The sequence below is a fragment of the Streptomyces nanshensis genome (assembly GCF_001751255.1).
GTDB classification, from domain to species: Bacteria; Actinomycetota; Actinomycetes; order Streptomycetales; family Streptomycetaceae; genus Streptomyces; species Streptomyces nanshensis_A.
Genome location: NZ_LJGW01000149.1, coordinates 1 through 21,400, shown reverse-complemented (window position 1 = coordinate 21,400; position 21,400 = coordinate 1). Strand labels below are relative to the sequence as shown.

Sequence of the window (21,400 nt, the reverse complement as noted above, 5' to 3'; positions counted from 1 at the left end):
CACGGTCTGGTCGATGCCTCGTCTCCGCTCTTCGCGGAACGGGGAGAGGAAACCGCGGCGTCATCCGTCTTTTACGCCCGTGCACCGGCCCCGGTGTACGCGGGGCCTTTTCCGCGGGCCCCTTTTCCCGGGCCTACGCGATGAGCCCCCCTTTTCGCGGGCGCATGCGACGGGCCCGGCACCTCCGGTCGTTCCGGGGGTGCCGGGCCCGCTCATGCGGTGCGCGACTGCCGCTGTGGCTGTGGCTGTTGGGGTCGTACGGGCCTGTGCCCGTGCGCCGTCACCAGCCGACGGCGACCGCCAGCCACTGCGGGTCGTTGTGCGAGACGAACGAGGACTGGCCCGCGAAGTCGTCGTAAGGGAATCCGTACGCCAGGTTGTTGATGCCGTGGTCGTGCCAGAACTTGGCGTAGTAGTTGGCCGGTCCCTCCTGGTAGTACTTGCTCGGGTCGGACCAGTCCGACTCCGGGAGATGCGCCACGTGCCGGTTGACCGCGGAGCACTTGCCGGCCTCCTCGGAGAGCGCTCCGGAGCAGCCCATGATCTCCGCGGTGGACGCGTCGACGCCGGCCGACTGCGCGTAGGACGCGAAGTAGTCCGCGTGCGCGCCGCCGTCCTGGAAGTCGGGAGAGCTGCGGGGCGCGAGGATGCTGTTCTGGTCGGCGTCGGCGAGCCCGTCGAACTCGTCCGGCACTTCGTCCTTGAACTGCGCGAAGGTCTCCTCCCGGCTCTGCTGGAACGTCGAGTAGTCCTCGCCCACCTGCACGTCGTCGCCGTCGTGCGAGTGCAGACGCATGGCCAGCTTCAGGCCGAAGCCGTCGACGCGTGTGGTGTTGCCGTTGAACACGTCGTCGCCGACGGTGAATTCGATGAAGTCGGTCAACTTGCTGTCGGGCGACCCGAGATGGAAGGTCATCCGGCCCGCGCTGTTGGCCGCCATGTCCACGGTGGACTGCTCGGCGATGGTGTGGGTCTCGTCGTTGAACGTCCAGTAGACCTGGTCGTCGGGGTACTTGCCGTTGGTCTTGTTGAGGACCTTCACCGTCAGCACGTTGTTCGCGGGCGGGATGCTGTCGGTGTCGCCCCAGAAGTCGTCCGGCGGGGGGTCGCCCGCGGCGACGGCCTTGGCGGCGTCCGCGTGCGCCGGGGGCGCGGCCTGCGCCGACGGCGAGGTGAAGGCGAACGCGGCCAGCGCCAGCAGGGCGAGGACGAGTGCGGCGAGCAGCAGAGCCGGCCGTCGGTGGCGTGCGGGCAATACGGAGAGCAACTTTCCTCCCGGGCTCGGGGGTTGGGGGGGGTGGAGCGCGGGCGCGTCGGTGATCGTGCGGCTGCCGCGTCCGGCCAGGGTGGAGCGTCCGCACCGCCGTTCCCGGCGCTGCGAGGAGGAGCAGAGAGCGCTCTCAGAAGACTCCTGTGTGGTGACACCGTTGTCAACAAGTTCGTACCAATCCCCCTGCGGCGGCGGGCAGTTGGGCCGCGCGGGAAGCGACGCGGAGCGGTGCCCGGCGTTCCCTCGTCCCCCGGGATCAGGCCCGGTAGCGGCGCAGCGCGGGCATCGCGACCGCCAGGACCAGCATGGCGACGACGACGAGAAGGCCGCCCGCGGTGACAGCCGTACGCGTGCCGAGGGCGGCGCCCGCCATGCCGTGCACCAGGTCCGCCACGCGCGGGCCGCCCGCCACCACGACCGTGAACACCCCCTGCATACGGCCCCGCATGTCGTCGGTGGCCACGGACTGGAGGATGGCGCCGCGGAAGACCATGGAGATCATGTCGGCGACGCCGCCCGCCATCAGGAAGGCGGCCGCCCACCAGAGGCTCGAACTCAGGCCGCTGCCCGCGACCGCGATCCCCCAGGCGACGACGGAGGCGATGACCATGACGCCGTGGTTGCGCGCCCGGGAGAAGATCCCGGAGAACAGCCCGCCCGCGACCGCCCCGATCGGGATCGCCGCGAACAGCAGGCCCAGGGCGAGCCCTTCGCCCCACGGCGCGTACGTCGTGGCGGCGAGCTGCGGGAAGAGGGCGCGGGGCATGCCGAAGACCATGGCGACGATGTCGGCGATGAAGGAGAGCAGCAGCACCCGGCTGGCGACGATGTACCGGAATCCGGCGGCCACTTCACGCCAGCCGGCGACGCGCGGAGCCGCGGCCCCGCTCCCGGTCCCGGTCTCGGCCCCCGTCTTGGTCCCGGCCGCCTTCGCCGTACCGGGCTTCGTCCCCGTCTTCGTCCCCGCCGTCGTACGGGGCTCCGTCCCGGTACGGGTCAGCGGCGGCAGGGCGGGCAGCCGCCACACCGCCCACAGCGCCACGCACAGTCCCACCGCGTCGATCAGATACAGCTCCGGCAGCCCGATGACGGGGATCAGCGCACCGGCCAGCAGGGGTCCGAAGACCATTCCGATGGAACTCACCGTCGACATCAGCGCGTTGGCGGCGGGCAGCTCCTCCAGGGACACCAGCCGGGCGATGGAGGCGCTGCGGGTGGTCTGGTTGATGCCGAAGAACGCCTGCTGCGAGGCGAGCAGCACCATCAGCAGCAGGACCGACTCGGCGCCGGTGGCCGCCTGCACCCAGAACAGCAGCGAGGTCACCGCGATGCCCGCGTTGGAGACGAGCAGCAGCTTGCGCCGGTCCACGGTGTCCGCGATCGCACCGCCCCAGAGCGCGAAGAGCACGAGCGGTATCAGCCCGGCGAAGCTGGCGTAGCCGACCCAGGCCGAGGAGCCGGTGATGTCGTACACCTGCTTGGGCACGGCCACGGCGGTCAACTGGCTGCCCATGGCGGTGAGGGCCGTGGAGGACCACAGCCGGCGGAAGGGCAGATGGCGCAGCGGACGGGTGTCCATCATCAGCCGGCGCCAACCGGCGTGCGGCGGCGGGTCGTTGACGGGCACGTCCCGTGCCGCCGGGAGGTCCGGCCCGGCCGGTCCGGACCGTCCGCCCTCCGCTCGCGCGGTGTCCTCTCCTGTGGTCTCCGCGCCGTCCACCGCGACTCCGTTTCCTGGTACACCTACTCGGTCGCGGACCAGTATCGCCCGCCGCTCACGACGCGGTCACCTGGGATTCGCCGCGTGAGACGGGCCCGTACGGGAGGTGCCGAGCGCGTACGGCACGGACGACCCGACCGAGCCCACGACCGAGTCGGGGCCGCCGGCGAGGGCGTCCCGACCGGCCAAGGTCGAGGCGTACGTTGCCGCGGGCCGCGGTCAGTGTGCCCCGGTCACTCCGGCCGCGGCGCCGCGCCGGCGATCCGCTTCTCGAACCAGTGGTGTGCGTACGGCTCGTCGTTGAAGGCGGGGATCTCCTCGTACCCGCAGGAGTGGTAGAGGCCGATCGCCGCCGTGAGCGTCTTGTTGGTGTCCAGGCGCAGTAGGTCGCGGCCGTGTTCCAGGGCGCGGGCCTCCAGTTCGGCCAGGAAGCGGCGGCCGAGGCCCAGTCCGCGGGCGCGCGGCGCGACCCACATCCGCTTGATCTCGGCGGGAGCGTCCGCCGGCAGCTTCAGGCCGCCGCAGCCGACGGGTTCGCCGTGCAGCCGGGCGACGAGGAACAGGCCGCGGGGCGGCCGGAGTTCGCCCGGATCGGGCAGCAGGCTGCGGGTGGAGTCGAAGCCGGAGTCGAAGCGTTCCTGGAACTCCTCGTAGCAGGAGCGCAGACAGTGTTCGGCGTCGGGATGGCCGGGATCGACGGCGTCGACGGTGACGGTCGCGGCGGTCAGCAGCCGGTCGACCTCGGCCATGGCGGCGACCAGCCGCTCGCGCTGTGCGGAGTTGAGGGGCTCCAGCAGGGACCCGGCCAGCCCGTGGCTGCGCTCGTCGAGCCGTGCGCGCTCGGCACGTCCGGCCTCGGTCAGCCGTACGGTGCGCACCCGCCGGTCCTCGGGCTGCGGTTCGACCGTCACCATGCCGTCGGCCTCCAGCGAGCGCAGCAGCCTGCTGACGTAACCGGAGTCGAGGGAGAGGCGCTCGCGCAGACCGCGGACGTCCCGGCCCTCCGCGCCGACCTCCCACAGCAGCCGGGCCTCGCCGATGGGGCGGTCGAGCCCGAGGTAATGATCGCGGAGCACGCCCACGCGTTCGGTGACGGTGCGGTTGAACCGCCGTACCTGTTCGATCTGCGCATCGTTCATTCTCTGACAATAGTCAGAGGAAACCTCCGGACGCCAGGGGCGCAGGACATCGCATACGGGAGCACGGCGGGACGGCGGCAGCCCGGCGGTCGCGGCGGAAGCCCGGACGTGCGCGGGCAGGCGGCCCAAGTCACTGCGGGCGGGCGCCCGTTCAGTGGTCCGCGTCGCTGCCGATGTAGAGGGCGGCGACCGCACGGCCCGCCCGCTCGGAGCGGGTCATGCGCCGCAGCCGCGCCGCGGCCGTCCCCGCGCGGAACGCGTCGCCCGACGACGGTCCGTGTACGGTCTCCGAGAGCCACGCGTTGAAGTCCTGGTACTGCCACACCCGCCGCAGACAGGCGTCCGAATACCCTTCGAGACCGCTGTCGTCGCCCTCCCGGTAGTACGCGCGGAAGGCGTCGGCCAGCAACAGCGCGTCGTTCAGGGCGAGGTTCATGCCCTTGGCGGCGACGGGCGCCACCAGGTGCGCCGCGTCGCCCGCGAGGTGCAGCCGCCCGTACGTCATCGGCTCGACCACGTAGCTGTGCATGTCGAGGACGCGGCGCTCGATCAGTTCGCCCTCGTTGAGGGAAGGCGCACCGCGTGCGCGCAGCCGCGTGCGCAGTTCGCTCCAGACGCGCTCGTGCGGCCAGTTGTCCGGGGAGTCCCCCGGCGGGCACTCCAGGTAGTAGCGGGTCGTCCGCGGGCCGCGTGCCATGTGCGCCGCGAAGCCCTGCGGGTGCAGCCCGAAGACGACCCGCTCCGCGGACGGCGGCGCCTCGGCGAGCAGCGCGAGCCATCCCACGCCCAGGTCCTGCCGGAAGACCTCGACGCCGCCCTCGGGGATCGCGGCACGGGAGGAGCCGCGCGCGCCGTCGCAGCCGGCGACGAAGTCACAGGCCAGCGTGCGGGGTTGGCCGTCGCCGGGGTCGGTGTAGGTGACGGTGGGACGGCTGGTGCGTATCCCGTGCACGGCCACGTCCCGGACGCCGAAGCGCACGTCGCCGCCCGCCTCGTCGGCGTACCCGCGCACCAGGTCCGTCACCAGCCGCTGCTGCGGATAGACGATGTGGCGGTGGCCCGAGAGGTCGCCGTAGCGGAAGAGATGGCGTGTGCCGTCCAGCCGGAACTCGCAGTCCCCGTGTGCCTCCGCGGAGAGCAGCCCCGGTCCCGCGAGGCCGCGCCGCTCCAGGGCGCGTACGGCCCATTCCTCCAAGAAGCCCGCGCGCGGCAGCAGTTCGACGGTCTCCCGGCTCTCGGCCTCCAGCAGGACGCAGTCCACGCCCTCGGCGCGCAGCAGATGGGCGAGGGTGAGACCGGCGGGGCCCGCGCCGATGACGACGACGGAGGTGCGCTCGTCGCGCTCGTCGCCAGGACCCGTGGCGGAGTGGGAGGCGGTGGCGGTGTGCGGGGCGGCGGCGCCGGAGGCGGCCGGGGAAGGGAGCGCGGATCCGTCCGCGTCCTGCTCCTGCGGGACCACGCGAACGACCTCCCGAACACAGCGTCGGCACCGGGCAGGCGCCCAAGATTAGGGCAGCGTGATCTTGGTGTACAGCGCGGCCCCGATGTCCCGACTGCCGCCGCTACAGGAGGAGTTGGAGGGCGGCGGCGATCGCGGCCAGCACGGTGAGAACGGTCAGGACGAGCGCGGCCACCACGACGCCCCGGCTGCCGGGACCGTGGGTGCCGCCGGGGCCGTCGCTGCCGTCGTTGTCCTCGTCGCCGTCAGAGGGGCTCTCTCCGTGTGAGGGGCAGGGCGGCGGTGGGTCACCGTCCAACGTCGGCCCCCTCGCCTCGGATCGTCATGCGTCCGTCCGCGGGCGTGCGCGGCGCTCCGCGTACGCCCGTTCCAGCGTGACGGCGCGCGCCAGGGCGCGTACAGAACGCTCTGCGCCAACCATGACGGAAGGGATGCGCGGGATCGCCCGTGCGGGATCGACGTGTGCGGGACGGGCGTGTGCGGCTGCCGGGTCAGCGCACCACGAACTCCGTGAGCAGGGCCTGCACTTCGTAGATGTCGACGCCCTTGGTGAAGGTCTTCATGAGGGGGTCGCGGGTGCCGGAGATCCAGATCTTCAGCTCCGCGTCCAGGTCGAAGGTCCCCGCCGTCTCCACGGCGAAGTGCGTGATGCTCCGGTACGGGACGGAGTGGTACTCGACCTTCCTGCCGGTCACGCCCTGCTTGTCGATGAGGATCAGCCGCCGGTCGGTGAACAGGATGGTGTCGCGGATCAGCAGAAACGCCGCGTGGACCTGTTCGCTCCGTCCCAGCAGACGCCCGTACTCCTGCTGCGCGTTGGCCGGATCGATGGTGTGTGCGTTGCCGAACAGCGCCACGGGAGCCCCCAGTTGTCGTCGTATGGCCGCCCGGTCGGCCGGCGGCGCGTGCGCGCGCAGCGTATCCACGGACGTCCGCGCGCCGCGTCGCCCCTCGGGAGGAGACGGCGGGCGCCGGACCGCGTATACGGACGGCCGCGCGAGCCGTCCTACGCGCCCTGCTGCCGCCGCACCATCTCGGTGATCCACGCGGGCGCGTACGGAGACGTGCAGCCCGGCGACGTCGGGTAGTCCTTGAGCACTTCCAGGCGCTCGCCGATCGCGAGGGCGCGGGCGCGGTGTTCGGGGTGTGCGATGCCGATCTGGGCCAGGCAGTGGTTCATCGCCCACTGCAGGCGCTCCGGGGCGTCCTTCATCTCCGCCTCGATCTCGTCGAGCAGTCCGGCGAGGTCCAGGCCCTCGGGCTTCTTCTGTACGCGGTCGGCGGTCAGCGCCCAGCCCGCGCTCGCGACCGCCGGATCCGCGTCGGCGAACCAGGCCGCACGCAGCTCCTCGGCGTGCGGGCTCTTCTTCACGACGTAGTTCACGAGCCAGTCCTGCACCTTGGGCGTGCGCGCACCGCGCAGCATGACGTCCAGCTCGTCGCGCCCGAACGCCTTCGGGCGGCAGATCAGCAGCGCCAGCAGTCTCGCCGCGGTGTCCTCCGTCTCCCAGAGCCCGCGGGCGAGTTCCTGCTGCGTCTTCAGCCGCTTCGCGACCGCGCGCAGCTTGGTGAGGTTCACGCCGTGGTCGTCACCGTGCCGCTCGTTCACCGCGCGGATCTTCGGGTCTTCGAGCCCGGCCAGCTCGGCCGTCACCTCGGCCACCGTGCTGCCCGTCGACGCCGACGTCGTTCCGGCCATCCCAGCCTCCTCCCGCCACACGCGGAACCGAGCTTACGGCGGAGGCGGGCTTCTCCGTATCCCTGTGCACGGGCCCGTCCGTTCCGCCGCTGACGTGCGGCGGGCCCCCGACGGGGCGATGCGGACACGCCCTAGCCGCGCTGACGGGCCTCCATCGTCACCGCCAGCGCGAAGAGCAACCGCCTGTCGACGGCGTCCTCGTGGACGGTCAGGCGGTACCAGTCGTCGAACACCTTGGGCTTGTCGATGCTGAAGGCGGGCTCGCCGTCCCGTGTGAAGTCGAAGTGGTACTTCACCACGGCCCCGGCGATCTCACCGACCGTGTCGAACAGGGTCAGCAGCCGCCTGGCCCGCGCGGTCGCGACGCTCCGCTCGGTACCGGTGAGCCTGCCGAGGCCCGGCTGCTCGAACTCCCAGGTCGTACGGTCCACCGACTTCCTCGGCAGCAGCCCGAAGGAGCCGAGGAGCAGGCCCTCGGGGTCGAAGACCTCGTAGCCGGTGAGGGCGGCGAGCCAGCCCTTCGAGCTCTCGCGGACGGTCACCAGCCTCTCGCTGCGCTGCTCGTCCCCGTAGACGTCCAGCTCGTCGGACGTCTTGAGCTTCTTCTCCGCGTAGCCGAGCGGCTTGCCCGGTCTCCCGTCCCCGTCGTCGGCGGAGATCCGGTACTTGCGCTTGAGACCGAGCGAGATCTTGCGCACGTGGTAGATCGAAGTCGGCACGCTGCACAGGGTATTGGGCCTCCCGGCCGCCGTCCGCGGCGTCCCCGTCAGTGCGTCAGCTTCAGCCCCGCCACACAGCCCACGATCCCCGCCAGGAGCAGCAGCTTCAGCACGCCCGCGGACTCGCCGCCGAAGAGCATCGCGTACGTCGCGGTGAGGGCCGCGCCGATGCCCACCCACACCGCGTAGCCGGTGCCTACGGGGACCGTGCGGAGCGCGTAGGAGAGGCCCGCCATGCTCAGCAGCAGCGCGAGGGCGAAGACGGTGCTCGGCCAAAGGCGCTGGAAACCCTCGGACTTGGCGAGCGCGGTCGCCCACACCGCTTCCAGGACTCCGGACAGCACAAGAACGATCCACGCCATGACAGACCCCTTCGCGCCGTCTTGTCATGACTGGGTACGGCGCACCTCGTCCAGGAGCCTGCCGGGCTCTGCCGTCCACGATCGCACACCGTACGGGGGTCCCGGCGGGGCCCGTTCCCCCGCACCCGTACACGCACACGCCCCGCACACGCGCCCGCGTCCGCGTCCGCGCCGCCGACCGGTCCCGGTCTCCCAACCGGCCCCGCCCGTACGGAAGTTCACCGGAGCGCCCCTCCCCCACCCCCTGCCGTCGATTGACGTGCTCCGTCGCCCTGTGGTCTTGTCTTGCCTGGTACCAGTAGATGCACTCTATTCGCAATAGTGCGGCCAGCGCGCCCCGCAGACCCCCTGGAGGCCCGGTCATGAGCAGTCGTCGTGGATTCCTCGGCCTCGCCGGTGCCGCCTCCGCGCCCGTGCTGCTCGGGGCCTGCGGTGGCGGTGGGTCCGCTTCGGGCAAGGGCGGCTCGGTGCGGGCCGCGTTCCCCGGGTTCGGTGCGAAGGAGACCATGGACCCGCATGTGGGGCGGCAGTTCGTGGACCAGGCGCGGCACAAGGCGGTCTTCGACAAACTCGTCGAACTCGACTCCGGACTCCGGCCGGTGCCGGGGCTGGTGCGGCGCTGGGAGGCGAGCGACGACCTCACCGTGTGGCGGCTGCGACTGCGCCCGGCGCGCTTCCACGACGGGCGCCGGCTGGAGCCCGAGGACGTCCTCTTCACGCTGGCGCGCATCCTCGACCCGAAGAGCGCCGAACGGCTCGCGAAGAGCTCCCTGTCGCTCATCGATCTGAAGCGCTCGCGTGCGCTGGGCGAGCACGGCGTCGAACTGCGGCTCAGGCGTCCACACGCCGAACTGCCGTCCCTGCTGGCCTTCACCGGCACCTTCGTCGTCAGCCGCCGCTACCGGGATCCTCACAAGCCGGTGGGTACGGGGCCGTTCACGTTCGGCTCGTTCTCCCCGGGGCGGCACTTCACGGGACAGCGCTTCGACGACTACTGGGGCGGCCCCGCGCACATCGACGAGTTGCACATCCTCTCGGCGGAGACGGAGGCACGGTCGAACGCCGTACGCGCCGGGGAGATCGAGTACGCGCACGAGATGAGCCCGGCCTTCGCCCGTACCGTGCGCGGGGAGTCCGCCGTACGGATCGTCGACGCTCCCGCCTGCGGTGTGGAGGGCGTCCTCCTCAAGACCGACCGCCCGCCCTTCGACGACCCCGACGCGGCGATGGCGATGAAGCTGCTGGCCGACCGGCCGCGGCTCGTCGAGGTCGTGCTCGGCGGACGCGGCAGCGTCGGCAACGACATGTACGGCAAGGGCTTCGCCTACTACCCCGACGGCGTGCCCCAGCGCGAACGCGACGTGGCGGAGGCGAAGCGCCTGCTGCGCCGCTCCGGTGTGCTCAACAAGAAGCTGACCTTCTACACCTCGACCGCCACCGACACCTTCGTCGACGCGGCACACCTCTTCTCCCGGCAGGCCGCCGAGGCGGGCCTGCGCATCGACGTCACCACGGGCCCGCCCGAGAGCTACTTCACCGACATCCTGCGCACCGGCACGATCACCAGCCACCGCAGCGGCGCCATGCCGATCCCCACCTACATATCGGAGCGGCTGCTCTCCGACTCCCCGCAGAACGGCACCCGTTGGCGCCACAAGGACTTCGACGCCGACTTCCGCGACGCCCAGAGCATCAAGGACGCCGACCGGCGTGCCCGCCGCTACACCGCCGTGCAGCGCACGCTCCGCGACAAGGGCGGACTGCTGCTGTGGGGCCATCCGGACTGGCTCAACGCCGTCTCCCGGCGGCTGCACGGCGTACGTGCCGCTCCCCCGAACACCCGGGACTGGGCCCGGTTCGACACCGTACGGCTGGCCTGAGATGGGCGGTTATCTGCTGCGCCGGCTGTCGCTGACCGCCGTCCAACTGGCGCTGCTGACCGTTCTGGTCTTCCTGCTGACCTCTCTGCTGCCCGGCGACGCCGCCACCGTCCGCTTCAACGAGCAGGCCGGGCTCGCCCAGATCGGCGAACTCCGTGCCCGACTGGGCCTGGAGCGGCCCCTGTCGGAGCGCTTCGCGCACTGGGCGGGCGAGCTGCTGCACGGGCGCCTGGGCACCTCCCTGACCAGTGACGAGCCCGTCGCGCGCATCTTCGCCGACGCCGCCGGCGCCACCGCGGTGCTCGCGCTGGTGACGCTCGCCGTCGTGGTGCCGCTCGCCCTCGTGCTCGGTCTGGTGATGGGGCTGCGCGAGGGCGGCCGACTGGACCGGGGGCTGTCGGCGGCCACGCTGGCGCTGAGCTCCGTACCGGACTTCGTCCTCGCCCTCGCCCTCGTCGCCGTCTTCGGGCTGCGGCTGGGCTGGCTGCCGGCGACATGGATCGGCGTGGACGGGGCCGGGCTGCTGGCCCGTCCGGCGCTGCTGGTGCTGCCCGTCGCGGTGCTGCTGGCCCGTACGGTGTGCCTGCTCTCGCGCCAGGTACGGGCGGGCACGATCACCGCCCTGCACGCCGGGTACGCGGTGCAGGCGCGCCGCCTCGGGGTGCCCCGCCGCACGGTGGTGCTCCGGCACGTGCTGCCGAACGCGGCGGTGCCGGGCATCCAGGAGCTGGCCCGTACCGGGGACCATCTCCTCGGCGGCGTACTGGTGGTCGAGGCGGTGTTCGCCGTTCCCGGCGTGGCGACGGCGCTCATCGAAGCGGTCCGCAGCCGCGACGTCCCCACCGTCCAGGCGCTGACGCTGCTGCTCGCCGCGGCGGCGCTGCTCTTCAACCTGCTCGCGGACCTGGCCTGCCGCCGGCTCGCGCCCCGTACGGAGGTGCTGCGGTGACGTCGTACGGAGACACCACGGTGGCGTCGCCCGACGCAGCTTCGTCCCACTCGGCGTCGCCCGACTCGGCCTCGTCCGGGGCTACTTCGGCCGGGGACACTTCGTCCGGGGCCGTGCCGTCCGCGCCACGGGGCGTGCGGCGTACGGCAGTTGTGCGCCGTGCAGCGCGCGCGTGCGGACCGCTGCTGCTGGCCCTGCCGCTCGCCGTCGCCATGTTTGGCCCGTACGCGGCGAGTTGGGCCGCGTCGCCCGACGGCGCACCGTACGCGACGGGAGCGGGGCACCCCCTCGGCACCGACGGCATGGGCCGCGACGTGCTCACGCTGCTGCTGCGCGGCGGACGCAGCGCGCTGGGCGCGGCGCTCGGCGCGGTCGCCCTGGCGTATCTCGCCGGTGCTCCGCTCGGGCTGGCCGCGGCGGTGACACGGCACCGGTGGCTGGAGGAGCTGCTGCTGCGGCCGGTCGAAGTCGTGCAGCCCGTCCCCTCGTTGCTCGTCATCAGCGTCACGGCGGTGTGGTGGCGCGGGCAGCCCCTCGCCATCGCGCTCGCGGTGGCGCTGGTGAACGTGCCCGCGGTGGCGCGGCTGGTACGGGCGGCGGCCCTGGACGCCGCGAGCAGCCCCGTGGTCGAGGCGATGCGGCAGCAGGGCGAGTCACGGCTGCGGATCCTGGCCGGGTACGTGGGGCGCTCGGTGGTGCCGGTGGTCACGGCCGACGCCGGTACGCGCGTCGCCGGTGCCGTCTTCACCGTGGCCGCCGCCAACTTCCTCGGCCTGGGCCTGGAGCCGACCGCCCCGGACTGGGCCGTCACCATCGCCGCGAGCCGTGAGGCGCTGCTCGTCCAGCCGCTCGCGGTGTGCGCGCCCGCGGCCCTGCTCGTGATGTTCACCGTCGGACTGAACCTGGTGGCCGACCGGTTGGTGCGCCGGACCCGCCAACGGCCGCCCGCAGCACGGGAGTCGCACCGCATCCGCACGGACGCCGCCCGCTCCGGCGGAGGTGCGCGATGACGGATCCGCTGATCACCGTGCGCGGTCTGACGGCGCGCTGCGGCGACGCGATGCTGCTGGACGGCGTCGAGTTGAGCGTCCCGGAGGGTCAAGTGACCGCGCTGGTCGGCCCGTCGGGCAGCGGTAAGACCACGACGGCGCTCGCGCTGCTCGGCGAGGCGGAGCCCGGGGTACGGCTGTGGGGCGACATACGGGTGGACGGCGTCCGCGTCGTGGACGGGACGGGCGCGACCGCCGAGGCGGCCCGGGTACGCGGCGGGACCGTGGCCTATATGCCGCAGCATCCGGCGTCGACGCTCAATCCGCCGCGGCGCATCGGCTCCGTACTGACCGAACTGGCCCGGCTGCACCGGGCGGACGCCCGGACGCGGTCCGCCCTCGCGGCTCGGGCGGCGGCCCGCCGTAATGTCGCCGACGCCCTGCGGCAGGCCCAACTGCCCTGCGGTCGCGGGGTGATGAGGCGCTTCCCGCATCAGTTCTCCGGCGGGCAGCGACAGCGCGTCGCCCTCGCCCAGACGCTCGTCTGCGGGCCGCGCGCACTCGTCCTCGACGAACCGGGCACGGGGCTCGACGCCGTCACCCGGCGCGACATGACGCGCGAACTGGCCCTGCTCGTGGACGAGGGGCTGACCGTGCTGCTGCTCACCCACGACCACGACCTGGTGCGGGCGCTGGCCACGAGGGCCGTACGTCTCGAAGACGGGCGCACCGTGGACGAGGGCCCGGCGGCGCGTGTGCTGGACGCCGCACGGGGCGCCGGGACGGGACGGACGCGGCGGTCGACGGCGCGTGCGGCACCGGAACATGAGTCCGCGGAGACGGTGCCGACACCGGCGCAGGCACCGGGGGGTCGAGTGCCGCAGTCCTCGCCCGTGCTCCAAGTGGCCGGTCTCACCGCGTGGTTGGGCGCGGGCCGCCGGGACCCGGTGCTGCACGACGTCCGCCTCGATCTGCGTCCCGGAGAGTGTCTGGGTGTCACGGGCCGCTCCGGCAGCGGCAAGACGACCCTGGCGCGCTGTGTGGCCGGACTCCACGAACGCCACGACGGCGAACTGCTGTTGGACGGGGAGCCGCTGCCCGTGCTGCGCCGGCGTACGGCGGAGGACAAGCGCCGTGTGCAGTACGTATGGCAGGAGACGCGCGGCTCGTTCGACGACCGGCGCACGGTGCTGCGACAGGTGGCCCGTACCGCCGTACGGCTTCGCGGTCTGCCTCCGGAACGGGCCGCCGAGGAGGCCGCGGAGCTGCTCGAACGGCTCGGCGTCGGGCTGCGGACGGCGGACCGCCCGCCCTCGGGCCTCTCCGGCGGCGAACTGCAACGGGCGGCCTTCGCACGCGCCGCGCTGGCCCGCCCTTCGGTGCTGCTGTGCGACGAGATCACCAGCGCCCTCGACGAGGACGCCGCGGCCCGTGTCACGGCCGAAGTGGCCCGACTGCGCCGGGAGCAGGGCACGGCGGTGCTCTGGATCGGCCACGGCCTGCGGACGCTGAGCGCGGTGGCCGACCGGGTCCTCGTGCTGGACGGCGGACGCGTCGCCGAACAGGGCGGCGTACGGGAGGTGTTGGGCGCACCGCGGGCACGGGCGACCCGCCGGCTGACCGAGGCCGAACCGGTGCCGTGAGCCGGGCACCGGCCGCTGCTCCCAGCCGCCCTCCGACGACGTCCACACACACCGGCATCTGTCGAGACCCATCCCGAACACCGAGCACAGGAGGTACCCGTGACCGACACGGCGACGACGACGGACGCCGACTGGCAGTCCTGGCAGGCCAGTTGGGACCGACAGCAGGAGTGGTACATGCCCGACCGCGAGGAGCGGTTCCGGGTGATGCTGGATACGGCGGAGGCCCTCGTCGGCAGCGAGCCGCTGGTCCTCGACCTCGCCTGCGGCACGGGCACCGTCACCGACCGGCTGCTGCGCCGGTTCCCCGGCGCCCGCAGCACGGCCGTCGATCTGGACCCGGCCCTTCTCACCATCGCTCGGGGCCACTTCGGGGACGACGAACGCGTGCGGTTCGTGACGGCCGACCTCACCGACCCGTCCTGGCCGGAGCTGCTGCCGCACGGCTCGTACGACGCGGTGCTCACCGCCACCGCCCTGCACTGGCTGGAGACCGAACCGCTCGCCGCCCTCTACCGGCAGTTGCACGGGCTGCTGCGGGACGGCGGCGTCTTCCTTAACGCGGACCACATGACCGACGAGTCGGCGCCCCGCATCAACGCCGCGGTCCACGCCCACACCGAGGCCCGCAAGGACCGCGAACGGGCCGACGGCGCACAGGACTGGGCCGCGTGGTGGCGGGCCGTGGCCGACGACCCGGCGCTCGCCGAACCGGCCCGCCGCCGCTTCGGCCTCCTCGGCGACCCCCGCCACCCCTCCGTGCCCCGCTCCGCGCCGCAGGGCGACCGGCCCACCACCACCGACTGGCATCTCCGCGCCCTGCTGGACGCCGGCTTCGCCGAGGCACGGCAGGTGTGGTGCTCGGCGAGCGACGCGGTGGTGGCCGCGCTCCGCTGACGGCTCGGGGCGCGTGGCCGCCGCACGCCCCACCCCTCGTACGCCGGTGACCGTCCTCGTTCGCCGGTCCCCGGCCCGCTTCCGTAGGCTGGACGTGCAGCCGGTTCGCCCTGTCCGCCGGGCAGGCGCGTCGTAAGAGGGAATCCGGTGTGAATCCGGGACTGCCCCGCAGCGGTGAGTGGGAACGACCACCGTCATCGAGCACTGGCGCCCTGCGCCGGGAAGCGACGGTCAGTAGGTGTCCGGCGTGTCCGGGCGCGCCCACGAGTCCGAAGACCTGCCGCTGCCCCGCGCAGGGCGTCCGCGCGGTGACATCGGCGGCTTCGAGGGCGAGTCGCGGACGACGGCACGGTACGTACCGCCGCGGCGACGCGGCGGTACGCGCACCGCCGGCCGGTCCTTCGCCCCCGTGTCCGCCGCGACGCGACTCGCGAAGGAGAGTTCCGTGAAGGACACGACCGCTGCGCCACCGTTCCGGCCCGGGGAGATCACGGGAGCGCCCGGTCTCGCGCGGCACCGGTGGTGCGTGCTGCTCAAGCACGGCGAGGTCTTCCTGAAGGGGCGCAACAAGGCGGCCTTCCAGGACCGGCTGCACGGCAATCTGCGGCTGGCGCTGCGCGGCGTCGGCGGCTCGACGTGGATCAAGTACGAGCCGAACGTGACGGTGCTGGGCGGTCAGGGCGTGCCGGTGGAGGAGCTGGTCGAACGGGCCCGCCGCGTCGTCGGCTTCAGCCTCGTCCAGCCCGCGCTACGGGTGCCCTCCACCGTGGACGACATCGGCGCCGCCGCCGTGGACGCGCTCGGCGCGCTGCGCGAGACACGTCGCGGCCTCAGCTTCGCCGTGCACGCGCGCCGGCGTGACAAGACCTTCCCGCTCACCTCCTCCCGCCTCTCCGCGGCCGTCGGCTCGCGTGTGCAGCGCGAACTCGGCCTGCCCGTGGACCTGTCCACGCCGGACGTCGATCTCACCGTCGAGGTCGCCCGCAAGGACAGCTATCTCTCCTGGCTCCGCCTCCCCGGTCAGAGCGGGCTGCCGGTGGGCTCCAGCGGGCGCGCGCTGGCGCTGCTCTCCGGCGGTTACGACTCGCCCGTGGCCGCGCACCGGGCGATCCGCAGGGGCCTGCACTGCGACTTCGTCCACTTCACGGGCGCCCCGTACACGGATCCGTCGTCCACGTACAAGGCGTACGCGCTCGCCCGCGAGCTCAACCGCTACCAGCCGGCAGGGCAGTTGCACGTCGTCGCGCTGGGCACGGCACAGAAGCAGTTGGCCCTCGCAGGCGCGGAGAAGCTCCAAGTCGTCGCACAGCGGCGGCTGATGGTGCGCACCGCGTGCGCGCTGGCCGGGCGGCTGGGCGCCGAGGCGCTCGTCAGCGGGGACAACCTCGGGCAGGTCGCCAGCCAGACCCTCACCAACCTCGGCACCGTCGACGAGGCGGCCGAACTGCCCGTGCTGCGCCCGCTGTTGGGCTGGGAGAAGCAGGAGATCATCGACGAGGCGCGGTCCGTCGGCACCGCGGAGATCTCGGTCCTGCCGGACGAGGACTGCTGCACGCTGCTCGCCCCGCGCCGCGTCACCACCGGCGCCCGCCCGGCCGAACTCACCCGGGTCGAGCGGCGCATCGGCATGGACGAGCTGATCGACGAACTCCTGGACGGGGCCCAGTGCCTGACTCCCGGGCGGGTGGACGGAACGAGCGAGACGCACGACACGGACGGGACGGCGGGAGTGTCCGGGACGGCGGCGGGGGCCTCCGACTCCGCGCCGTCCGCGGGGAGTTCACGGCAGCGGACGATTCCACGGGCGGCGACCGCGACACGGTGACGACGCTTGATCGGTGACGACGCCTGTGCGGTGACCACGGGTGCGCGGTGACGCCCGTCCCCACCGCGTACGAACCCCAGGGCGCCAGTACGGCACGCCGCACGGCCCCCGCTCCCGGCCCATGGCGGACCCACCGATGAGTTTCGCTCGCCCGGGGAGTCACCACCGTTGCCGGCAACCCCAGGAGGACCACGTGAACCAGCTACTGAGAGTGCAGAACTTCACCGTCTCGCGTGACGGTGTCGCCGCGGGCGCGGAGCAGAGCTTCGAGCGGCCGTTCGGCCATGTCGACCCCGGGCGGCTGTTCGCCTGGGCCGGTGCCACGGCGAGCTGGCCCAACCGCACCGACCCCGGGGGAAGCCGCGGCCTGGACGACTACTTCACCCGGGACTTCACCCACAACATCGGCGCCGAGATCATGGGCCGCAACAAGTTCGGGCCGCAGCGCGGGCCGTGGAAGGACCACGAGTGGCGCGGCTGGTGGGGAGACGAACCGCCGTTCCACACACCGGTGTTCGTCCTGACCCACCACCCGCGTCCGTCGTTCACCCTCTCCGACACCACGTTCCACTTCGTCGACGGCGAACCGGCCGCCGTGCTGGAGCAGGCGCGGAAGGCCGCGCGGGGCAAGGACGTACGGCTCGGCGGCGGGGTCACCACCGTCCGTGAGTTCCTCGACGCCGGTCTCGTCGACACCCTGCATGTGGCCGTCGCGCCGGTGACGCTCGACACCGGACTGCGGCTGTGGGAGACCCCCGACGAGCTGCTCGACCGGTACCACCTGGAGATCGTGCCCAGCCCCAGCGGCGTGAGCCACCATCTGTTCTGGCGGAAGTGACCGGCGTACGGGACGGGCCCGGCGGATCCCGGGGGCGGACGAGCGGCGCACGGAACGACCGAACCCGCCGTGCTACAGGGCGGGTTACGGTGGCCCGGTGGCGGAGTACGAGCACATCCTGGTGAAGCGCGACGACGCGACCGTGACGATCACGATGAACCGCGCACGGCGGCGGAACTCGCTGACGGCGGAGCATCTGGCCGAGTTGCGCGACGCGTTCGCCGAGGCCGGCGGCAGCGACGCGACGGGCATCGTCCTGGCCGCGGACGGACCGGTCTTCTCCGCGGGCCACGACTTCGGCGACGTCGCCTCCCGCGATCTGGTGGGCGTCCGTGAACTGCTGCGGCTGTGCACGGAGTTGATGCGGACGGTCCAGTCCGTGCCGCAGGTGGTGATCGCGCGGGTGCACGGCCTGGCGACGGCCGCGGGATGCCAGCTCGTCGCCTCGTGCGACCTGGCGGTGGCCGCGGAGTCCGCCGGTTTCGCGCTGCCCGGCGGCAAGGGCGGCTGGTTCTGTCATACGCCCGCGGTGCCCGTGGCGCGCTCCATCGGACGGAAGCGGCTGATGGAGATGGCCCTGACCGGCGACACCGTCGACGCGGCGACGGCGGCGGACTGGGGCCTGGTCAACCGGGTCGTGCCGGACGCCGAACTCGACGACGCCGTCGCGGAGTTGCTCGGCCGGGCGACCCGCGGCAGCCGCGCCGCCAAGGCGCTCGGCAAGCAGACCCTCTACGCCCAGCTCGACCGGCCCGAGGCCGACGCCTATCAGCTCGCGCTCGAAGTGATGGCCGCCGCCTCTCAACTGCCGGGCGCCCGCGAGGGGATGGCGGCCTTCCTGGAGAAGCGCCCTCCGGAGTGGCCCGACTGACGGACCCGCCCCCGGCCGAAGGGGCGGGCCCCGCCCGCGAGACCGGCTCACTCGCGCCCCCGGGGCCACGTCCCCCGTACGCCCCGAAGCTCCGTCCCGGCCCCCTACGCCGGCCTCGACTCCCGTCCGCCCGGCCCCCGTTGACGGCCGCTACCGCCCCGCGCCCTGCGCCGACGCCCACTCCTCGACCGTCGTCACCTCCGCCTGCCGGGGGAACACCTTCTCCGTCAGCACCCGGTGCACCTCGGGATCCCCGTCGAGACAGCCGTCCGCGAGAACGGTCAGGCCGAAGTCGAGGTCCGCGGCCTGGCGGAGGGTGGAGAGCACCACACCGCTGGTGGCGATGCCGGTGAGGACCAGCTCCTCCACACCGCCCGCCCGCAGCACCGTCTCCAGATCGCTGCCCGCGAAGGCGCTGACCCGCTTCTTGGTCACCACCACATCGCCCTGCTCCGGCTCGATCTCCGGGTGGATCGCGGCGCCGGGATCGCCCTCGGCGAAGCCGCCGCCCTGCGCCAGCGCGCCGAACGACTTGTTACGGGGGCTCACTTCGGGGTGGCCCGGGCGGAAGCCGATGACGACGTAGATCACCGGCGTACCCGCCGCGCGTGCGGCCTCCGTGGCACGGCGCAGACGCGGCAGATAACCCCCGTCCTCCCCGAAGCGGTCGACGATGCCCCGCTGGACGTCCATTACGAGGAGGGCGCTTTTCGCCATGTTCCCTTTCCCTTCTGCGTGTTGTCGTGCCCGTGCGGACTCCCGCCCGGCCCGGCCCCGCGGCGGCTCCCGCGCAGCCCGGAGGCGAGCGCGGCGACGAGCGCCATGGCCGTGGCCATGCTGAAGACCGTGACGAGCCCGTGGTGGAACGGCCCCGAGACCAGCTCGGGGAAGAACCGGGTGCCGGTCAGGGTGGCGACGCTGTGCTCCGGCAGCTTCTCCAGCACCCCGCTGGGCCCCAGCAGATGGCTGATCGGGTTGTTGCCGAGGAAGGTGGCGAACAGCGTGCTCACCGGCGGCAGTTCGGCCACGTGCGCGGCGGTGCCCGCCGGTACGCCCTGCCCGCGCAGCCCGCCCTCCAGCGCACCGGGCAGCGAACCGGCCAGCCCGGAGATCATCAGCGAGAAGAAGACCCCGATGGACAGGGCCGTGCCGGAGTTCTGGAACGTCGAGCGCATTCCGGAGGCGACTCCGCGCTGCTCCGGCGCGACGCTGCCCATGATGGCGGAGGTGTTCGGCGCGGAGAACATCCCCTGTCCCAGCCCGCTGACCAGCAGCAGGCACGCGAAGACGCCGTACGGGAAGTCGACCGGTATCGCCAGCAGACCGACGAACGCGCCCGCCACCAGCATCAGTCCCGCCGTGGAGAACAGCCGCGCGCCGTACCGGTCGGAGAGATGCCCCGAGATCGGCCCGGCCACGAGGAACCCGACCGTCAGCGGCAGCATGAAGATTCCGGCCCACAGGGGCGTGCTCTCGAACTCGTAGCCGTGCAGCGGCAGCCAGATCCCCTGGAGCCAGATGATCAGCATGAACTGCATGCCGCCGCGCGCGATCGCCGTCAGCAGCGCGGCCAGGTTCCCGGCGGCGAAGGCCCGTACGCGGAACAGCGCGAGCTGGAACATCGGTTCCCTGATCCGGGTCTCCGCGACGCAGAACACCACGAGCATCCCCAGGCCCGTGACGAGTCCGCCCACCACCCACGGGTTGGTCCAGCCCGTGGAGTGCCCGCCGTAGGGCTGGATCCCGTAGGTGATGGCGGCCAGCAGCCCGCCGGCCCCGGCGGTGAACGTCAGATTCCCGACCCAGTCGATGCGCCCCGGCCGGCGCGAGCCGGTCTCCCGCAGACTGCGGTACGACCACACCGTGCCGATCACCCCGATCGGGACGCTGACCCAGAACACGGCCCGCCAGTGCACCGCCGCCAGCAGCCCGCCCGCGAGCAGCCCGAGGAACTGCCCGGCCAGCGCCGTGATCTGGTTGACACCGAGCGCCATGCCGCGCTGTCCGGCGGGGAAGGCGTCGGTGAGGATCGCCGCCGAGTTCGCCGTCAGCATGGACCCGCCGACGGCCTGTACGACGCGGAAGCCGATCAGCCACAGGGCGCCACCGCCGCCGCTCAGCGGATCGAGGGAGAGGGCCAGCGAGGCGCACGCGAAGATCGCGAAGCCCATGTTGTACATCCGCACCCGGCCGAACATGTCTCCCAGCCGCCCCAGCACCACGACGAGCACCGCGGAGACCAGGAGATAGCCGAGGATCATCCACAGCAGATAGCCGATGTTGGCCGGGAGCAGCGGATCGAGGCCGATGCCGCGGAAGATGGCCGGCAGCGAGATGATCACGATCGAGCCGTCGATGGTCGCGATCAGCACGCCCATCGTGGTGTTGGACAGCGCGACCCACTTGTACCGCCCGTCGCCCGCCGGCTCCGCCCCCGGCGAGGGCCGCGGACCCGGCCCCGGGTCCGGCACGTGTCCCTGCCCCGCGTCTCCCGCCGGCGGACCTCCCGCGCTCACAGCCGCTCCGCGAGCCGGTCGAGCAGCGGCAGCACCGCGAGCAGCCTGCGCCGCTCGGACGCGGTGAACTCCTCCTCCAGTACGCCGGTCAGCAGCCGTACGGACTCCGAGCGCCGGTCGGCCAGCACTCCGCGCCCCGCGGCGGTCGCCTCCATCAGCACGCGGCGCCCGTCCCTGGCGTCCTGCCGCCGTGCGACGAGGCCGCGCTCCTCCAGCGCGGCGAGCGTGGACGCCATGGCCTGCGGGCGCACCCGTTCCAGCTCGGCGAGCGCGCCCGGGGAGTCCGCTCCGTCCCGGTCGAGCCGCGCCAGCACCGAGACCTCGGAGAGCGTCAACTCCCCTGTGGCGTGGGCCTGTCGGACACGGCGCGCGATGCGCCCCACCGCCAGCCGCAGCGCCGCGGCGACCTCNNCGCCGCGGCGACCTCGGCCGCGTCGTCCGCGTCGTCCGCCTCGTCCGCCGCACCGTCCGGGTGCTCCGGGGGCGTGCTGTCGTCCTTCATGGGTAGTAACAATAGGTTGATCAGCCGGATTTAACTACCTCGCCCTCCGGACCGTGAGAGCGGACGGCGACAGCGACGGCGGCGGGACCGGCGGCTCCGCCCTCCCGGAAGGTCTCCGGGAG

The 21,400-nt window shown here is 72.9% G+C and carries 20 protein-coding genes and 2 riboswitches; of the genes, 8 read left to right on the top strand and 12 right to left on the bottom strand.

Features of this window, described 5'->3' with window-relative positions:
- Positions 1–280: 280 nt before the first annotated feature.
- From AN218_RS09025 to AN218_RS08985, 9 genes are all read right to left on the bottom strand, one after another.
- The gene (locus AN218_RS09025; RefSeq protein ID WP_070016244.1) at positions 281–1,267 is read right to left on the bottom strand and encodes a glycoside hydrolase family 64 protein; all 987 of its coding nucleotides are present in this window, start codon (positions 1,265–1,267) and stop codon (positions 281–283) included.
- A 259-nt stretch (positions 1,268–1,526) separates the two neighbouring features.
- The gene (locus tag AN218_RS09020) at positions 1,527–2,852 is read right to left on the bottom strand and encodes an MFS transporter (protein WP_079131964.1); all 1,326 of its coding nucleotides are present in this window, start codon (positions 2,850–2,852) and stop codon (positions 1,527–1,529) included.
- 371 nt (positions 2,853–3,223) lie between these two features.
- Positions 3,224–4,129 carry a bifunctional helix-turn-helix transcriptional regulator/GNAT family N-acetyltransferase gene (locus AN218_RS09015; RefSeq protein ID WP_070016243.1) on the bottom strand — a complete coding sequence of 302 codons (906 nt, stop codon included), beginning with the start codon at positions 4,127–4,129 and terminating at the stop codon, positions 3,224–3,226.
- Between the two features lie 151 nt (positions 4,130–4,280).
- On the bottom strand, positions 4,281–5,444 hold the full coding sequence (locus tag AN218_RS09010; RefSeq protein WP_070016256.1) for a 4-hydroxybenzoate 3-monooxygenase: 1,164 nt from the start codon (positions 5,442–5,444) through the stop codon (positions 4,281–4,283).
- A gap of 247 nt (positions 5,445–5,691) precedes the next feature.
- Positions 5,692–5,886, bottom strand: coding sequence for a hypothetical protein (locus AN218_RS09005; protein WP_070016242.1), 195 nt, complete (start codon positions 5,884–5,886; stop codon positions 5,692–5,694).
- A 193-nt stretch (positions 5,887–6,079) separates the two neighbouring features.
- Positions 6,080–6,445 (bottom strand): PH domain-containing protein, encoded by a 366-nt coding sequence (locus tag AN218_RS09000; RefSeq protein WP_070016241.1) that lies wholly within the window; start codon positions 6,443–6,445, stop codon positions 6,080–6,082.
- A gap of 149 nt (positions 6,446–6,594) precedes the next feature.
- Positions 6,595–7,287, bottom strand: a complete 693-nt coding sequence (locus AN218_RS08995) for a DNA alkylation repair protein (protein WP_070016240.1) — start codon at positions 7,285–7,287, stop codon at positions 6,595–6,597.
- Positions 7,288–7,418: 131 nt separating this feature from the next.
- Positions 7,419–8,006, bottom strand: coding sequence for an LURP-one-related family protein (locus tag AN218_RS08990; RefSeq protein ID WP_070016239.1), 588 nt, complete (start codon positions 8,004–8,006; stop codon positions 7,419–7,421).
- A gap of 47 nt (positions 8,007–8,053) precedes the next feature.
- Positions 8,054–8,368: a DMT family transporter gene (locus AN218_RS08985; protein WP_070016238.1), complete on the bottom strand. Its 315-nt coding sequence runs from the start codon at positions 8,366–8,368 to the stop codon at positions 8,054–8,056.
- Positions 8,369–8,378: 10 nt separating this feature from the next.
- A riboswitch (guanidine-III (ykkC-III) riboswitch) is annotated at positions 8,379–8,440 on the bottom strand.
- Positions 8,441–8,730: 290 nt separating this feature from the next.
- Between AN218_RS08985 and AN218_RS08980 the strand changes: the two genes are divergently transcribed.
- The 8 genes from AN218_RS08980 to AN218_RS08945 all read left to right on the top strand — a co-directional run bounded on the left by AN218_RS08980 (position 8,731) and on the right by AN218_RS08945 (position 18,260).
- The gene (locus AN218_RS08980; protein WP_079131959.1) at positions 8,731–10,248 is read left to right on the top strand and encodes an ABC transporter substrate-binding protein; all 1,518 of its coding nucleotides are present in this window, start codon (positions 8,731–8,733) and stop codon (positions 10,246–10,248) included.
- Between the two features lies 1 nt (position 10,249).
- A complete protein-coding gene (locus AN218_RS08975) occupies positions 10,250–11,197 on the top strand; it encodes an ABC transporter permease (RefSeq protein ID WP_070016237.1) in 948 nt (315 codons plus the stop codon).
- 152 nt (positions 11,198–11,349) lie between these two features.
- The gene (locus tag AN218_RS08970) at positions 11,350–12,207 is read left to right on the top strand and encodes an ABC transporter permease subunit (protein ID WP_244900365.1); all 858 of its coding nucleotides are present in this window, start codon (positions 11,350–11,352) and stop codon (positions 12,205–12,207) included.
- The gene (locus AN218_RS08965; RefSeq protein ID WP_070016236.1) at positions 12,204–13,829 is read left to right on the top strand and encodes an ABC transporter ATP-binding protein; all 1,626 of its coding nucleotides are present in this window, start codon (positions 12,204–12,206) and stop codon (positions 13,827–13,829) included. The genes AN218_RS08970 and AN218_RS08965 overlap by 4 nt, the downstream gene beginning before the upstream one ends.
- Positions 13,830–13,928: 99 nt before the next feature.
- On the top strand, positions 13,929–14,726 hold the full coding sequence (locus AN218_RS08960) for a class I SAM-dependent methyltransferase (protein ID WP_070016235.1): 798 nt from the start codon (positions 13,929–13,931) through the stop codon (positions 14,724–14,726).
- A gap of 83 nt (positions 14,727–14,809) precedes the next feature.
- Positions 14,810–15,025: riboswitch (cobalamin riboswitch) on the top strand.
- Between the two features lie 188 nt (positions 15,026–15,213).
- Positions 15,214–16,551, top strand: coding sequence for a tRNA uracil 4-sulfurtransferase ThiI (gene thiI / locus AN218_RS08955; RefSeq protein ID WP_070016254.1), 1,338 nt, complete (start codon positions 15,214–15,216; stop codon positions 16,549–16,551).
- 193 nt (positions 16,552–16,744) lie between these two features.
- Positions 16,745–17,389, top strand: a complete 645-nt coding sequence (locus AN218_RS08950; protein ID WP_070016234.1) for a dihydrofolate reductase family protein — start codon at positions 16,745–16,747, stop codon at positions 17,387–17,389.
- Positions 17,390–17,486: 97 nt separating this feature from the next.
- On the top strand, positions 17,487–18,260 hold the full coding sequence (locus AN218_RS08945; protein ID WP_070016233.1) for an enoyl-CoA hydratase-related protein: 774 nt from the start codon (positions 17,487–17,489) through the stop codon (positions 18,258–18,260).
- A 150-nt stretch (positions 18,261–18,410) separates the two neighbouring features.
- Here AN218_RS08945 and AN218_RS08940 read toward each other — a convergent pair whose 3' ends face one another.
- The 3 genes from AN218_RS08940 to AN218_RS08930 form a co-directional block, all read right to left on the bottom strand.
- Positions 18,411–18,977: a cysteine hydrolase family protein gene (locus tag AN218_RS08940; RefSeq protein ID WP_070016232.1), complete on the bottom strand. Its 567-nt coding sequence runs from the start codon at positions 18,975–18,977 to the stop codon at positions 18,411–18,413.
- On the bottom strand, positions 18,953–20,638 hold the full coding sequence (locus AN218_RS08935; protein ID WP_079131961.1) for an MFS transporter: 1,686 nt from the start codon (positions 20,636–20,638) through the stop codon (positions 18,953–18,955). Before AN218_RS08935 ends, AN218_RS08940 begins: the two co-directional genes overlap by 25 nt.
- A gap of 134 nt (positions 20,639–20,772) precedes the next feature.
- Complete coding sequence (locus AN218_RS08930) at positions 20,773–21,111, bottom strand: MarR family winged helix-turn-helix transcriptional regulator (RefSeq protein WP_244900364.1); 339 nt, start codon at positions 21,109–21,111, stop codon at positions 20,773–20,775.
- Between the last annotated feature and the right edge of the window lie 289 nt (positions 21,112–21,400).